The organism is Streptomyces sp. NPDC002537, assembly GCF_053594975.1.
The window spans coordinates 1-14284 of record NZ_JBSFWT010000043.1 but is presented as its reverse complement, the minus strand read 5'-3'; the positions used below and the strand labels follow the sequence as shown (position 1 = coordinate 14284).

Genomic DNA, 14284 nt, shown 5'->3' with positions numbered 1-14284 from the left:
CATGCCGAGGCAATCCCCTTCCCTGAGCCGGGCGACGCCCGAACGCATCGCCCGCACCGCCCTGTCGATCCTCGACGAGGAGGGCCCCGCGGCCCTGAGCTTCCGCTCGCTCGCGGACCGGCTCGGTGTCTCCCACGCGACCATCCACCGCCGCTGCACGGACCTGGGCGGCCTGCTCGACCTGTGCACCGACCACCTCGCCGCCGAGCTGCCGGACATTCCCCCGGGCACCGCGTGGGAGGAGGCCACCGAGGCCCGCTTCACCGCCCTCTACGAGCTGCTCACCGCCCACCCGGGCCTGGTCGCGCTGCGCGGCTCCCGGCCCTGGCTCGGCCCTCAGCTGCTCGCCCGGCTGGTGGAGCCCGCGCTCGCCGACAGCATCGCGGCCGGGATGACGCCCGAGCAGGCGTTCCACGCCTACCGGCGGATGTATCTGCTGACGCTGGGCAGCGCCACGTTCGTGGACCACCGGCACCCCGAGGACACCGTCGTCACCACCCGCACCGCCCTGGCCGCGCTTGACCCCGAGCGGTTCCCCGTCCTGACCGGCCACATGGATGTCGTCCTGCCCGCCATGACCGATCACGAGGTCTACCTCGGCGCCCTGCGCCAGCTCATCCGGGCCGCCCGGCCCTGAGGCCGGGAGGGCGGCCGGATTCACCACGGTCACAAGAGGGTTGGGGATCCAAATCGGGCTGCTTTACGATGAGGGGCATGACGACAGCGCGCCCTTGTTCGATCGCCGACGCCCTCGGCGTGGTCGGCGAGAAGTACTCCCTGCTGGTACTGCGCGAGGTCTTCTTCGGCGTCCGGCGCTTCGACGCGATCCAGCGCAACACGGGAGCCCCCCGCGACATCCTCTCCGCGCGGCTGCGCCGCCTGGTCGAGGCGGGGGTCCTGGAGAAGGTCCCGTATCAGGAGCGCCCCGCCCGCTTCGAGTACTGCCCCACCGCCTCCGGCGAGGACCTGCGCCCCGTCCTGCTGATGCTGATGCGCTGGGGCGACCGGCACCTCGCGGAGGTGCCGCCGACCGTCCTGGAGCACTCCTGCGGTGCCGACCTGGAGTCCGTGGTCATCTGCCGGTGCTGCGGCGAAGAGGTCGACAGCGCCGACCTCACGCACCGTTTCCAGGTCGAGGGGTGGACCACCGACGGCGCCGTCTGAGCCGCGGCCGGCCACCGGCCGGCCACCCGGTGCTCCTTGAGGCGCACGCCCGACAGGGGGTCGCCCGCCTCGCCGCGGACGATGGGGTCGCGGATCCGGGCCGCGCCGTCCACGACGTCCGGCGGTCGGGCACGGGTACGGCGGTCGAAGGCGCGCTGAACCGCCGGTGACGGCCGCCGGGCCGGGCGGGCACCGGCGCAGCCGGGCGGGGGCGGGGCAGGGGAAAAGCCGGGGATTGGGCCTAGACTTGAGGAATCCTTCCCACCGTTCCCCCTGGGGGCGCCGTGAGCGTGTTCGCCGAAGCGATGCGGCAGCGGGTGCGCGACGCGCGGGCCGCGCTGGCGGCGGCGCGGGCGACGGCCGACGCCTACGAGACGGCCGTCGCGGAGGACGAGCTGGACGACGCGCTGCGGCTGGCCCGCGCGCACGGCATCGACCCGGACGACGAGCCGGAGCTGGATCCCGGCCTGTGACGAACCGGGATCCGGGTCCGGCCCGTCACAGGTCGTTGCCCGCGTAGGACAGGTTGAAGCTCTTGTTGGTCAGCGGGAAGTCCGGGACGATCGTGTCGGCCAGCGCGACCGGCAGCGCAGGCCAGTTGAAGAAGGACGGGTCGGCGATCTTCACCCGGGTCAGGGTGTGGTCGCGGCCGCGCAGCTCGACGCGGGTCGTGATGGTGCCGCGCCAGCCCTCGACGATGCCGCTGCCCGCCCCCGCGGCCCGGCCGTGCGGCACGGGTGTCACCCAGCGGCCGGTCGTGAGCCGTGCCGCCAGTTCCTCGACGAGGGCCAGCGAGACGTCGATCTCCTCCGCCCGCACCAGGAAGCGGGCCAGCACGTCCCCGGTGGTGTGGACGGGCACGGCGAGCGCCCTGCCGTGGTCGTGGAACGGGTGGCCGACCCGGGCGTCGACGGCGAGTCCGCTGGCCCTGGCGACATAGCCCAGGCAGCCCAGGTCACGGGCGGCGGCCGTGTCGAGCCGGGCGGTGCCGGTGAAGCGGTCGCGGACGGTGGTGTGTCCGAGGGCGAGGGTGACGAGGTCGCCGATCTCCCGCGCGAGCACCCGCATCCGCGCCGTGCCGGGCACCGAGCCCAGGGCCGCGCCGCCCGGGACGACGGCGCCCCGCAGCAGCCGGTGGCCGGTGATCTCGAGGTTCAGGCGCAGCAGTTGCTCGCGGACGTGCTGGGCGCGGGCGTTGAGGATGCCGTGGCCCACGTCGTTGCACAGGGCACCGAGGTCGGCGACGTGGTTGTGGAGGCGTTCGAGTTCGAGGAGCAGGGCGCGGGCGCGGCGGGCGTCCTCGGGCACCCGGGTGCCGGTGGCCTCCTCGACGGCCAGGCAGTAGGCGAGGGCGTGGCCGACGGCGGTGTCGCCGCTGACGCGCTCCGCGAGCGGCAGGCCGCGGTCGGGGGTGCGGCCCTCCATGAGTTTCTCGATGCCCTTGTGGACGAACCACAGACGGGCCTTGAGCTTGATGATGGTCTCGCCGACGACGGAGAACCGGAAGTGCCCGGGTTCGATGAGCCCGGCGTGCACGGGCCCGACGGGGATCTCGTAGACCCCCTCGCCCTCGACCTCCAGGAAGGGGTACGGGCCCTCGGGTTCGGCGAACGGCGGCGGGGGCCCGGCCTCGGGGTGCATCGGGTACCAGCCGCGGGGCCAGTGGAAGTGGCGGACGAGGCGGTGCGGCAGCGGGTGGCCGAGGGGGACGATGCCGTGCAGGTCGCGCATCTCCCGCTCGAACCGTCCGGCGGGGAAGGAGAGATGGGCCAGGGTGGGCAGTTCGGGGGCCTTGGGGTCGAGGCGTACGTGCAGTTCGGCGCGGGTGTCGGGCGGGCCGGAGACGAAGAGGTAGACCACGCGGACGGCGCGGCCGCCGGGTGCGGACGGGCCGTCGTGGTGGGCGGCGACCAGGGCGAGGCGGTGGCCGTCGACGAGCAGGTCCGCGGCGCGCGCGGGCAGTTCGTCGGGGCCGATGTCGGTCACGGTCGGGGACGCGGTCTGCCGTCCGGTGGTCATGGTCAGTGCCTTCCGACGATCTCGCCGGCGGCGGAGAGCAGCCGGGTGAGCGGTCCGGTGGCCACGCCCAGGGCCGCGGCCGCGACCAGTCCGGTGACCAGGGGTGCCGCCGCGGCCGCCCCGAGCCGTACGGGGCCGTCGGCGGACTCCGGTTCCGGCGGGGGGCCGAGGAGCATCCGGGCGGTGCGGGAGACGAGGGCGGCGAAGGACACCAGGGTGAGGGCCAGGGCGAGGGCGACGACCGCGCCGTGCCCGGCGGTGAACCCGGCGCGGGCGAGCCCGAGTTCGGAGGCGAAGAGGCTGAACGGCGGCAGCCCGAGCAGGGCGACCACGGCCAGCCCGAAGGTGGTGCCGAGGGTGGGTGCCTCGGCGAGCAGCCCACGGACCCGGCCGATCCGCGCGGTGTTGCGGATGCGCAGGATGTGGCCGGAGGCACAGAACGCGACGGTCTTCGCGAGCCCGTGGCCCGCGATGTGCAGCAGGGCGGCGGAGACGGCGAGCGGGGTGCCGATGGCCGTGCCGAGGGCGATCAGGCTCATGTGCTCCATGCTCGAATAGGCCAGCATCCGCTTGTAGTCGCGCTGGGCGAGCAGCAGGGCCGCGGCCAGGGCCAGGGTGAGGAGCGCGGCTCCGGCGAGCAGGGTGCGGGTGTAGCCCGCGCCGAGGGCCGCGTCGGCGACGGCCTTGTAGCGCAGCAGCCCGGCGAAGGCGACCGAGAGCAGGACCCCGGACATCAGGGCGGACACCGGTGCGGGCGCCTGGCTGTGGGCGTCGGGCAGCCAGGCGTGCAGCGGCGCGAGCCCGGCCTTGGCGCCGAAGCCGAGCACGATGAGGCTCATGGCGAGCCGGGTGACGGACGGGTCGAGGCGGTCGGCGTGCGCGGCGAGGGTCGGCCAGTCCAGGGCGGACGCCTCGGAGATGCCAGCCTGCCGGGCGGCGTAGTAGATCAGCACGGTGCCGAGGAAGGCGAGGGCGATCCCGGCGGAGCAGATCACCACGTACTTCCAGGCGGCCTCGACGGAGGCGCGGGTGCGCCGGTGGCCGACGAGGAAGGCGGTGACGATGGTGGTGGCCTCGATGGCGACCCACAGGACACCGAGGTTCGCGGCCAGCACGGCCGCGCTCATGGCGGCGAGGAAGGCGTGGATGAGCAGGTTGTAGCGGCGGGCGGTGGTGGCGTCGGCCCGTTCGTGGGCGAGGTGGGCGGGGTTGGCGGCGCAGGCGAGCGCGGCCACCGCGCCGACGGCGAGCAGCAGCCACACCGTCAGGGCGTCGGCGCGCAGCAGCCGCCCGTACGCCGTCACCGGTCCGCGGTCGGGGACGGTGGTGGCGAGGGTGGCTCCGCAGAACAGGATCGTGGCCGGGGAGACGAGACCGAGCCAGGCGCCGATCGGGCGGGCCACGGCGGCCGGGCCGGTGCCGAAGGGCTGTGCCGCGGAGGGGCCGTCGGGGGTGCGGGGGGACGGGCCGGGGGGTGCGGCGGGCGGGCCGCCGGTGAGGGTGGCGGGTCCGCCGGTGGCCGGTCCGGTGACCTGGGCGGGTTCGGCCGGGGCCCGCTGGGGCGGGGGCCGGTGGGCGAGGGCGGCGGCGTGCCGCGGCAGGGCGTGGGCCGCCCGGCGGTGCGGACGGATGCCGCGCAGGCCGGTGGCAGCGTGGGCCGCCGAGGCGGCCAGTGGCACCGCGATGGGCGCGGTCAGCAGCAGTGCGGTGGTGGCGTGCGTCATCAGTCGCGTAGCTCCCGCAGGTCGTCGATGCCGGTGCCGCCGAAGGCGGCCCGCATCCGGGTGGTGAGGATCTGCAGGACGAGAACGGCCAGCAGGACGTCGAAGGAGACGCCGAGTTCGACGATCAGCGGCACGCCGGAGGCGGCCAGGAAGGCCGTGGCGGTGATGCCGTTGTCCAGGAGCAGGAAGCCGACCACCTGCGCCAGGGCGCGGCGCCGGGTGACCAGGGTGAAGAAGCCGATCAGGACGACGGCGAGGGCGACCGGCAGGGCGCTCGTCGCGGGGGTGGGGTCGAGTTCGACGAGGGGCCGGGCGACGGCGTAGGCGAGCAGGGTGAGGAGCGCGGCGCTCAGCAGCGAGGCCGCGACGTTGACCAGGGGCTGGGTCTCGCGGGTCTCGCTGACGTCCTCCTCGTAGTGGCGGACGGAGGGCGGGGTGCCCGCCGCGAGGGCGCGGCGCATGAGGTGGGGCAGTGCTCCGGCGCGGAGCAGGCCGATGCCGACGGCGATGGCGAGCAGGTCCCAGCGGCCTTCGTGCAGGCCCAGCAGGGCGGCGACGGCGGCCAGGGCGACGCCCTGGAGGGCGAAGGCCCGGACGATCGAGGACAGTTGGCGCAGCCACAGGACCACGACGGCCGCGAGCAGGAACGCGCCGCACGCCAGGTCGAGCAGCTGGGTGTAGACGCTGTCGTTCATGTGTCCCTCACTCACTCTCCTGTGAGGAAGTACGAGGCGGTGACCGCGAGCAGGGCCAGCAGGAAGGATCCGGCGAGCAGCTCGGGGATGCGGAACAGCCGCAGTTTCGCCCAGAACACCTCGGCGGCCGCGAGGGCGGTGCCGAGGAGGGCGACCTTGGCGGTGAGCAGCACCAGGGCGAGGGCGAGGGCGGCCGGGGAGGCGGTGGTCGCGATGCCCCAGGGGGCGGACAGGGAGGCCAGCAGCCCGAGGAGGACGGCGAGCCGCATCTGGGTGCCGAGTTCGACCAGGGCGAGGTCGGGTCCCGCGTACTCCAGGACCATCGCCTCGTGGACCATCGTCAGTTCCAGGTGGGTGGACGGGTTGTCCACCGGCAGCCGCCCGGTCTCGGCGAGGACGGCGACGGCCAGGGCGGCGGTGGCGAGGAGCCCGGCCGGGGAGGCCAGCCGTACGGGGTCGTGGATGCCGCCCTTGACGATCGCGGACAGGTTGGTGGAACCGGTCGGTATCGACAGGGCGAACACCGCGAGGAGGATGGTCGGTTCGACGAGGGCGGCGACGGTCATCTCGCGGGAGGCGCCCATGCCGCCGAAGGCGGTGCCGGTGTCCAGGCCCGCGAGGGCGAGGGCGACCGTGCCGAGGGCCAGCAGTGCCACCACCAGGATCAGGTCGGCGCTGCCGCTGACGGGGGTGGCGGTGGAGGCCAGGGGGACGAGGGCGGCGACGACGACGGTGGTCGAGACGAGGAGGAGGGGGGCCAGGCGGAAGGCGGGACCGGTGCCGATGGGGGTGATGGCCTCCTTGCGGAGGAGTTTGCGCAGGTCCCGCCAGGGCTGGGCGATGCCGGGCCCGGCCCGGCCCTCCATGCGGGCCCGTACCTGCCGCATGGTGCCGGCGAGCAGCGGGGCCCCGGTGACGACCAGGACGACCTGGGCGGTCACGGCCGCCGTGCCGATGGCTTTCACGGTGACTCCTCCTGGGCCGCTCCCGGCCGGCCCTCTTCCTGGTCGATGCCGTTCACCAGCCCACCGCCAGGGCCAGCAGGACGGCGACGAGACCGAAGAATCCGTAGCCGAGGTAGAGGTGCACGCTGCCGGTGGCCAGTCGGCGGGCGTTCTGTCCGAGCCGGGCGAAGGCGGCGAGGACGGGGCGGTAGACACGGTGCTCGATGCGGTCGGGGACGGTGCGCTGGAAGCGCACCCGTTCGACCAGATAGGCGGATTCGCGTACGGGGGTGACGTTGACGTCCTGTTCGGGTGCGAGGACGTCGTCGAAGACCCGCTGGAGGGGTTCGGCGAAGGAGGTCGCGGTGTAGGACATGCGGGGGGTGGGGGCGCCGCCGCCGCAGTCCCACAGCTTGACGTTGGCGCGGCGGCCGCGGCGGGCGGTGAGCCGGATGAGGGCGGCGGCCGCGAGCAGTCCGGCGGTCAGCGCGGCGGCCACCCACAGGGGGGACATGGAGGCCGCGAGCCGGTCCAGGCGGAGTTCGAAGGCGTCGCCGGACAGCGGCGGTCCGCCTCTGAGTCCGGCCACGGCGACGGCTCGTGACAGTCCGTTGCCCAGCATGCCGGGCACCAGGGCGAGGCCGGTGCAGCCCACGGCGAGCAGGCCCATGCCGATGAGCATGGCCGGCGGGCTCTCGGTGGCCGCGGCGGCCTCGGCGCTGCGCGGCCGGGCGAAGAAGCCCACGCCGAGGGCCTTGACGAAGACGGCGGCGGCGAGTCCGGCGGACAGGGCGATGACGGCGACGGCGAGCGGCAGCACGATCGCGGTGGTGATGCCAGGCACCGTCAGGCCGTTGATCAGCGACTGGAGGAGCAGCCATTCGCTGAGGAAGCCGTTGCCGGGCGGCAGGGCGATCGCGCCGAGGGCGGCCACGGTGAAGAAGCCCGCGGTGGCGGGCATCCGGGCGCGCAGGCCGCCCATCCGGTCGAGGTCGCGGAGGCCGGTGGCGCGGACGACGGAGCCCGCGGCGCAGAACAACAGGGCCTTGAACACGGCGTGGTTGGCGACGTGCAGCAGCGCCGCCGCCAGGGCGAGCGCGGCGGGTACGGGGTATCCGGTGGAGGAGAAGAGCCCGGCCGCGCCGACGCCGATGAGGACGAGTCCGAGGTTCTCGGAGGTCGAGTAGGCGAGCAGCCGTTTGAGGTCGGAGGCCATGGCGGCCTGGAGGATGCCGTAGACGGCGGAGAGGGCGCCCGCGGCGAGGACCAGCAGCCAGCCCCAGCGGGGCGCGCCGCCCAGCAGGTCGAAGGCGACGCGGATGATGCCGTAGGCGCCGAGGTTGACCATCGCGGCGCTCATCAGGGCGGAGACGTTGCTGGGGGCCTCGGGGTGGGCCCTGGGCAGCCAGGGGTGCAGGGGGACCATGCCCGCCTTGGACGCGAAGGCCGCGGCGACCAGGACGAAGACCGTGCCGCGGGCGGTGGGCGACATGCCGCTCGCGCCCGCCCGCAGCGCGGTGAAGGTCTCGCCTCCGGCGCAGGCGGCGAAGAGCGCCATCCCGGCAAGCAGCAGGACGAGCCCGAGGTGGGTCATGACGGCGTACCAGATGCCGGCCTCGCGGACGGAGGCGCGCTCGCGCTGGTCGGCCAGGACGAGCAGCAGCGAGGTGAGCGCCATGACCTCCCACAGCAGGAGGAGCGTGGAGACGGAGGCGGCCGCGGGCACCATCACCAGGGTGAGCGCGAACAGGGGCAGGGCGGCCTGCACTCCGCGCGAGGCGACGCCGCGCGAGTGGTGGCCCCGGGCGTAGCCGGTGCCGTAGACGGCGACGGCGAGGACCACCGCCCCGGCCACCGCCATGAACAGCCCGGAGAGGGCGTCGACGGCCAGGTACACGCCGGCCATCGGCAGCAGGCCGGGGAGGTGGGCGGACCAGTGGCCGCCGCCCGACGCCATCAGTCCGGCGGCCAGCCCGGCGCCGCCCAGTCCGGCGGTGCACAGCCCGACGGCTATGACGCGCACGCGCCTGGGCAGCAGCGCCCCGGCCAGCGCTCCGGCACCGGCGAGCCCGGCCGCGACGGCCGCCGCGGATTCGGCGGCGCTCATGTGCGGGCCCTCACCGGCCGGTCACGGCGCGCAGCGCCGCCACGATCCGCTCGGGCCGGGGCGGGCAGCCCTCGACCTGGAGGTCGACGGGGACCACATCGGCCACGGCGCCCTCGACCCCGTGACCCCCGGCGAACTCGCCGCAGTTGAGGGCGCAGTCGCCGACCGCCACGACGAGCCTGGGGCGGGGCATCGCGGCGACCGTGCGGCGGAGCGGTTCGGCCATGTTGCGGGTGACCGGTCCGGTGACGAGTGCGACGTCCGCGTGGCGGGGCGAGGCGACGAGGCGGGCTCCGTAGCGCTCGGCGTCGTGGACCGGTCCGAAGGCCGCCGCGATCTCGATCTCGCAGCCGTTGCACGATCCGGCGTCGACGCAGCGCACCTGGACCGAGCCGCCCAGTTGCCGGGCCGCGGGGGACGCGGCGGGGGCCGGGCGCGGTGGCGCGTCCTCCGCCACCCGTCCGGTCTCGCGGATCTTGCGCAACAGGCTCATACGGGCTCCCTCGGGTCGGCGTCGATGTGCCTCACGAAGGTGCGGCGGCCGTCTCCCACCGTCACAGCGCGATGCCCGCGCCGGGAGACGGCCGCCGGTCAGGAGGGGCCGGGGAAGGCTGCGCCGCTGCGGCTCCCCGCCCGGGTGCGGCGCCTCGCGGGTCCCGCGGGCGGCCGGGCCCGGGTCGTACCGGTCGTGCGGCCTTCGGTCGCCCCGTTGCATGAGGACTGATCCGACCCGTGAAACGGCCTGCTGGGCCAGTGGGTTACGAGGGGGTCCGGCGACTGTGACAGTGCGGACTGCTGTGACGGGTGGTTCGAAACGGCTTGCCGGGTGCGGCAGTATCTGCGAGGGCGCGGGGCGCCCCGGCAGTGCGGCGAAACCCGGTGGCCCCCACACCGGTCCATACGTCAGGCTGATGCCCGTACGCCAGGCTGAATCCGGCCATCAGTTGAGGAGTGGGACCGCTGGAACTGTACGAATACGCGCATCTGGACGCGGTGGGCCTCCGGGCGCTGCTGCGGGCGCGTGAGGTGAGCACGGCCGAGGTCGAGTCGGTGGCGCGGCGCGCGCTCGCGCGGGCCGGTGCCGAACTGGGGGCGCTGACCGGGCCGCTGTTCGAGCCCGCGCTCGACCACGCGCCGGACGGGCCGTTCGCGGGTGTGCCGTTCGTGATCAAGGACAGCGGGCCGTTCGCGCGGGGTGTGCCGTTCACACTCGGCAGCCGCGCCGTCCGGGGCGCCGTCGCGCAGGACGACCACGGTCTGATGGCGCGCTTCCGGGCCGCCGGGCTGCTGGCGCTCGGCCAGAGCACCGCCCCTGAGCTGGGGCTCAGCTTCTCGACGGAGCCGGTGCGGTACGGGCCGACCCACAATCCGTGGGCGCCGGAGCGGGGGGTCGGCGGGTCGAGCGGCGGGGCGGCGGCGCTGGTGGCCGCGGGCGCGGTGCCGTTCGCGCACGGCAACGACGGCGCGGGGTCGCTGCGGGTGCCCGCGTCGTGCTGCGGCCTGGTCGGGCTGAAGCCGAGCCGCGGGCGCACCCCGAGCGGGCCGCTCGCCGGTGAGGCCGGGTTCGGGCAGACGGTGGAGTTCGGGCTCACCCGCACGGTGCGCGACGCGGCGCACCTGCTGGACGCGGTCGCCGCGCCGCTGATCGGCGAGAAGTACGCGGCGCCGCCGCCCGCCCGGCCGTACGCCGAGGAGCTGCGGGCCGACCCGGGCCGGCTGCGGGTGGCGGTGACGACCGGCGCGTGGTCGGGCGTGGCGGTCGACCCGCAGGTGGCCGCGGCGGCGGAGGCGGCGGGCCAGGTGCTGGAGTGGATCGGGCACACGGTGTCCGCGGCGGGCCCGGCCGTCGACGCGGAGGCGGTCGTCGAGGCGTTGATGCTCAGTGTGTACGCGACGGGCGCGGCGATGCTCAGGGCGCCCCGGCGGCCGGATCCGTCGCTGCTCGAAGCCGTGTCACGTGCGGTGCTCGGCGAGACGGAGGCGGCCACGGCGCTCGACGTGATGGCGGCGGTCGACGCCCAGCACCGGGTGACGCGCCCGGTCGGCGCGTTCTTCACCCGCTACGACCTGCTGGTGACGCCGACGCTCGGGCAGCTCCCGGCACCGCACGGCACGCTCGACTACGACGGCCCCGGGCAGACGGCGCGCTCCTGGCTGCGGCGCATCCTCGCGTACGGGCCGTTCACCGCCGTCTTCAACGTCTCGGGGAACCCGGCGATCAGCCTGCCGCTCGGGCAGAGCCGCGAGGGGCTGCCGATCGGGGTGCAGCTCGTCGCCGCCCACGGCAGGGAGGATCTCCTGCTGCGGGTGGCCGCGCAGTTGGAGCAGGCGGTGCCGTGGGAGGAGCGGCGGCCCGTGTTCTTCGCGGAGGGGGACGCGTACCGGGCCTGAAGTCCCGGAGGCGTAGTGGCGCCTGACGTTGTGTCAGGTGCCGACGGCGAGTCCTCGCGGACGGTAGTCGCCGGACGCCGTGCGCAGGGCGAGTTCCGCGAGCGCCTCGGGGGCGCCCCGCTGGCCGCGGATGCCGGGGAAGGCGTTGACGTCGACGGCCACGGGGCCGTCCGCGGTGTCGAGGAGGTCGACGCCGTAGACGTCCAGGGCGAAGACCTCTCCGGCGCGCCGCACCACGTCGAGCCAGTCCGCCGGGAGGCCGGAGACCGCGACCGGCTCGGTCGCGCGGGGGCCGGACGTGGCGAGCTCCGAGCGGCGGAGCGCGGCGAAGACCTCGTCTCCGACGACCCACAGCTTGTGGTCCCAGCCGTTGTTCGGGGTGTAGTCCTGGACCACCACCGGCTCGTCCGGCCACTGCGCGGCGAGTGCGCGTAGTTGTTCCGCGTCGTCCACCTTGGCCACGAGGTCGTGTCTCCGGCTGTGGCGGCTCTTGACGACCAGGGGGTACGTCACGCCGTCCCAGGCGGCCAGGCGCGGGAGGGTGGTGGTGGCGCCGGTGGCCGCGAAGGGCAGGCCCGCGGCCAGCGCGACGTCGGCCATGGCGGTGCGGTCCTGGCACAGCTCGGTCGCGTCGGCGGAGTTCAGCACGGGGGCGCCGTGCGATTCGAGGTAGCGGGCGAAGGCCAGGGCCCGGGGGGTGCGGGTCTTCAGCAGGTAGACGTCGGCGAGGGACCCGGGGGCGCGGGCCGGGGACGGCAGCGTGGCGTGCACCGGGTCCAGCGCCTCCACCTGGTGATGGGGCGTCAGCAGCGCGGTGGCGGCGGCCAGCAGCGGGTGGTCCGGGGCGGGCGTCAGCAGACAGATCCTCACGCGCCGCTCCCGACCCGCGCGGGGACCTGCGCCGGCAGCAGCGGTGCGGGCCGGTGCCGGTCGGGCCCGGCCTCGGCGAGGCGCAGGACGGCCCACGCCACCTTGGCCACCGCGTCGGGCACTTGACGGAAGCTCGGGAAGTCGTTGACGTCGACGACCACGGGGCCGTCCGGTCCGAGGACCACGTCCACCCCGTACAGGTCGAGGCCGTAGACGTCCCCGACCTCCGAGACGATGGCCGCCACCTCGGGGGTGAGCGGCACATGGCGCTCCCGGGCGGGCCGGTCGGGGTGCAGCGGCGAGCGGCGCTCGGTCGCGTAGAGCTCGCCGTCGACGCAGTACACCTTGAGGTCGATGCCCGAATTGGGCACGTACGGCTGGGCGATGAGCAGGCCCTCGGCCGCGCTTCCGGCGGCGGGCAGCCGGTCCGGGGACGGCACGAGACGCACGGCCCGGCCCGAGCTGCCGTCGGCGGGCTTGACCACCAGGGGGTACGCGGCCGCGGGGATCGCCGCGAACTCCTCGGGCCTGGCGGCCGCGTAGGTGGTGGGGACGGGCAGGCCGCGGCTCTCGGCGAGGACGGCGGCGAGGGCCTTGTCCCGTACCCCCCGTATCGCGCGGGCGTCGTTGACGGTGGTCAGGCCGACGGCCGCGGCGCCCTCCAGGAGGGTCAGGCCCGGCCCGCCGGACACGGTCTTGAGCACCCAGGCGTCGTGGTCTCCCGCGCGCACCGTCCTGGAGAGCTCGAGGAGGGAACCACCCGGCCGCAACACGTCCACGTGGTGGCCCCAGGCGGTGAGTTGGCGGATCACGTCCACCGGCATGCCGTCGCGACGGTACTGCTCCTCCACCAGGAAGCAGAGTCTCATGTGGTGCATCCTCGTAATCCCCGGACGTCCGCCGATCCCGTCCGGCAGACTGTGACGGCTCAGGATGTCATGGGCGTACCGGTGGGAACGCCAGGGGCTGTCTCAATTCCGTAGCAACTGGATCGCATGATGCCGGAATTACTCCGAATCCGACCGACTGGTACCGGTGTCGGGCGATCCAGGGACGGCCGATTCGCGGCCGGCCCACAAGGGCCACCAGGGCCGCGCACCCCTCCCCGGGCCGGGGGCAGGGCGCCTGTCGGTCTGTCAGGAATCGGCAGCTCCGCAGGCGGATCCGGGGGCGGACGGTCCGGCTCCGCACGGAAAAGGCGATCCGGCGCGAACCGTGGGGCACTTACCCCTCGCGGTCGGGTGCACACGGTGCGTACGGGACGTTCGGCAAGGCTTGAGCACCGGGTCGCGTGGGAAGGCTAGAGGGAGACGAGGCGGCAGCACGCCGCGCCCGCGATCGCGCGGGGCGCGAGAATCCGGCTGCAGCGCCCATCGATCGCGTCACGCGTCGAGAAGTCGAGAACGAGATGAAACGCCTATGGACGCCGATATCTTTCCCGATCCGGCGGCGGTTCCCGTCGCCGCCGTCGACGGACACGGCACCGTCACCCTGTGGAGCCCCCTGGCCCGGCGGCTGCTCGGGCACTCCCCCGACGAGATCGTCGGGCGCCCGGCCACGGACCTGCTCGCCGCTCCCCTCCCCGCCTCCGCCGGACAGGCCCTGGCCGCGTCCGCACGCTGGGACGGGCCGGTCCGCGCACGCCACCGGAACGGCACCGCCGTCGACGTGCCCATCAGGGCCTGCCCGTGTCCGGACGGCGACGGCGGGGTCGAGTGGCTCGTCCTGACGGCCGCCCGGGACGGACCCGGATCCTGGCAGGACGACGAGCCGGCGGCCGGGTCGCTCAACGAGTGGGCCTATCTCCAGTCCCCCATCGCCACGTCCGTCTACGACGGTGAACTGCGGCTGGCGAGCCTCAATCAGGAGATGCTCGCCCTCACCGGCCAGCCGGTGGTGGAGATGCTGGGCCTGCCGCTCGCGGAGATCCATCCCGGTCCGCCGTTCGACGCGTTCGGCCGCATGATGGAGGAGGCGCTGCACACCGGCGATCCCATCCGCTCGGATCTGTATTTCCGCGCGCCCGGCGAGACCGGTGAGCGCGCGTGGGCCACCTTCCTGACCCCGCTGAAGGACACCGGCGGCCGGGTGCGGGGGGTCTCCCTCGCGGCGGTCGACCATACCGAGGAGTACCGCGCCCGGCAGCGGCTGGCGCTGGTGAACGACGCGGGCGCCCGGATCGGCACGACCCTCGACATGACCCGCACCGCCGAGGAACTCGCGGAGGTCACCGCCGGGCCGTTCGCCGATTTCGTCGCTGTCGACCTCTTCGACTCCGTCCTGCGGGGCGAGGAGCTCCGGACCGCGCCCGCGGCCGACGTCCCCACCCCCGCCCTGCGCCGCGTCGCCGCCCGCCCCGCGCCCGGCGGC

At 74.8% G+C, this 14284-nt stretch carries 13 protein-coding genes; 5 read left to right on the top strand and 8 right to left on the bottom strand.

Translation table 11 applies throughout. From position 1 onward, the window contains the following. Window position 1: 1 nt before the first annotated feature. From ACWD4A_RS20175 to ACWD4A_RS20165, 3 genes are all read left to right on the top strand, one after another. Complete coding sequence (locus ACWD4A_RS20175) at window positions 2-637, top strand: TetR/AcrR family transcriptional regulator (RefSeq protein ID WP_451195633.1); 636 nt, start codon at window positions 2-4, stop codon at window positions 635-637. A gap of 77 nt (window positions 638-714) precedes the next feature. Then, window positions 715-1164, top strand: a complete 450-nt coding sequence (locus ACWD4A_RS20170; protein WP_451195631.1) for a winged helix-turn-helix transcriptional regulator — start codon at window positions 715-717, stop codon at window positions 1162-1164. 284 nt (window positions 1165-1448) lie between these two features. Further along, window positions 1449-1637: a hypothetical protein gene (locus ACWD4A_RS20165; protein ID WP_451195629.1), complete on the top strand. Its 189-nt coding sequence runs from the start codon at window positions 1449-1451 to the stop codon at window positions 1635-1637. Between the two features lie 25 nt (window positions 1638-1662). Here the strand turns inward: ACWD4A_RS20165 and ACWD4A_RS20160 are convergent, their stop codons facing one another. From ACWD4A_RS20160 to ACWD4A_RS20135, 6 genes are read right to left on the bottom strand one after another with little or no spacing between them, the layout of a single operon-like run. Then, the gene (locus ACWD4A_RS20160) at window positions 1663-3183 is read right to left on the bottom strand and encodes a hydrogenase large subunit (RefSeq protein WP_451195627.1); all 1521 of its coding nucleotides are present in this window, start codon (window positions 3181-3183) and stop codon (window positions 1663-1665) included. A 2-nt stretch (window positions 3184-3185) separates the two neighbouring features. Beyond that, the gene (locus ACWD4A_RS20155; RefSeq protein WP_451195625.1) at window positions 3186-4907 is read right to left on the bottom strand and encodes a proton-conducting transporter transmembrane domain-containing protein; all 1722 of its coding nucleotides are present in this window, start codon (window positions 4905-4907) and stop codon (window positions 3186-3188) included. Beyond that, on the bottom strand, window positions 4907-5602 hold the full coding sequence (locus ACWD4A_RS20150) for a hypothetical protein (protein ID WP_451195623.1): 696 nt from the start codon (window positions 5600-5602) through the stop codon (window positions 4907-4909). The genes ACWD4A_RS20155 and ACWD4A_RS20150 overlap by 1 nt, the downstream gene beginning before the upstream one ends. 11 nt (window positions 5603-5613) lie before the next feature. After that, complete coding sequence (locus ACWD4A_RS20145) at window positions 5614-6567, bottom strand: respiratory chain complex I subunit 1 family protein (RefSeq protein WP_451195621.1); 954 nt, start codon at window positions 6565-6567, stop codon at window positions 5614-5616. A gap of 52 nt (window positions 6568-6619) precedes the next feature. Further along, on the bottom strand, window positions 6620-8653 hold the full coding sequence (locus tag ACWD4A_RS20140; protein WP_451195619.1) for a proton-conducting transporter transmembrane domain-containing protein: 2034 nt from the start codon (window positions 8651-8653) through the stop codon (window positions 6620-6622). 10 nt (window positions 8654-8663) lie between these two features. Next, window positions 8664-9146: an NADH-quinone oxidoreductase subunit B family protein gene (locus tag ACWD4A_RS20135; RefSeq protein WP_451195617.1), complete on the bottom strand. Its 483-nt coding sequence runs from the start codon at window positions 9144-9146 to the stop codon at window positions 8664-8666. Window positions 9147-9604: 458 nt separating this feature from the next. Between ACWD4A_RS20135 and ACWD4A_RS20130 the strand changes: the two genes are divergently transcribed. Continuing rightward, complete coding sequence (locus ACWD4A_RS20130; RefSeq protein ID WP_451195616.1) at window positions 9605-11044, top strand: amidase; 1440 nt, start codon at window positions 9605-9607, stop codon at window positions 11042-11044. 33 nt (window positions 11045-11077) lie between these two features. Here ACWD4A_RS20130 and ACWD4A_RS20125 read toward each other — a convergent pair whose 3' ends face one another. Together ACWD4A_RS20125 and ACWD4A_RS20120 are read right to left on the bottom strand one after the other, a co-directional pair. Next, window positions 11078-11914: an ATP-grasp domain-containing protein gene (locus ACWD4A_RS20125; RefSeq protein ID WP_451195614.1), complete on the bottom strand. Its 837-nt coding sequence runs from the start codon at window positions 11912-11914 to the stop codon at window positions 11078-11080. Next, a complete protein-coding gene (locus tag ACWD4A_RS20120) occupies window positions 11911-12783 on the bottom strand; it encodes an ATP-grasp domain-containing protein (RefSeq protein ID WP_451195612.1) in 873 nt (290 codons plus the stop codon). The genes ACWD4A_RS20125 and ACWD4A_RS20120 overlap by 4 nt, the downstream gene beginning before the upstream one ends. 550 nt (window positions 12784-13333) lie before the next feature. Between ACWD4A_RS20120 and ACWD4A_RS20115 the strand changes: the two genes are divergently transcribed. Continuing rightward, window positions 13334-14284 (top strand): PAS domain-containing protein (locus ACWD4A_RS20115; RefSeq protein WP_451195610.1); only part of this gene is annotated, 951 nt, incomplete at its 3' end.

Excerpts from the sequence above, each read along its gene's own strand:
- ACWD4A_RS20150 (WP_451195623.1), bottom strand. The coding sequence starts at position 5,602 with ATGAACGACAGCGTCTACACCCAGCTGCTCGACCTGGCGTGCGGCGCG.
- ACWD4A_RS20170 (WP_451195631.1), top strand. The coding sequence starts at position 715 with ATGACGACAGCGCGCCCTTGTTCGATCGCCGACGCCCTCGGCGTGGTC.
- ACWD4A_RS20175 (WP_451195633.1), top strand. The coding sequence starts at position 2 with ATGCCGAGGCAATCCCCTTCCCTGAGCCGGGCGACGCCCGAACGCATC.
- ACWD4A_RS20155 (WP_451195625.1), bottom strand. The coding sequence starts at position 4,907 with ATGACGCACGCCACCACCGCACTGCTGCTGACCGCGCCCATCGCGGTG.
- ACWD4A_RS20120 (WP_451195612.1), bottom strand. The coding sequence starts at position 12,783 with ATGAGACTCTGCTTCCTGGTGGAGGAGCAGTACCGTCGCGACGGCATG.
- ACWD4A_RS20135 (WP_451195617.1), bottom strand. The coding sequence starts at position 9,146 with ATGAGCCTGTTGCGCAAGATCCGCGAGACCGGACGGGTGGCGGAGGAC.
- ACWD4A_RS20140 (WP_451195619.1), bottom strand. The coding sequence starts at position 8,653 with ATGAGCGCCGCCGAATCCGCGGCGGCCGTCGCGGCCGGGCTCGCCGGT.
- ACWD4A_RS20160 (WP_451195627.1), bottom strand. The coding sequence starts at position 3,183 with ATGACCACCGGACGGCAGACCGCGTCCCCGACCGTGACCGACATCGGC.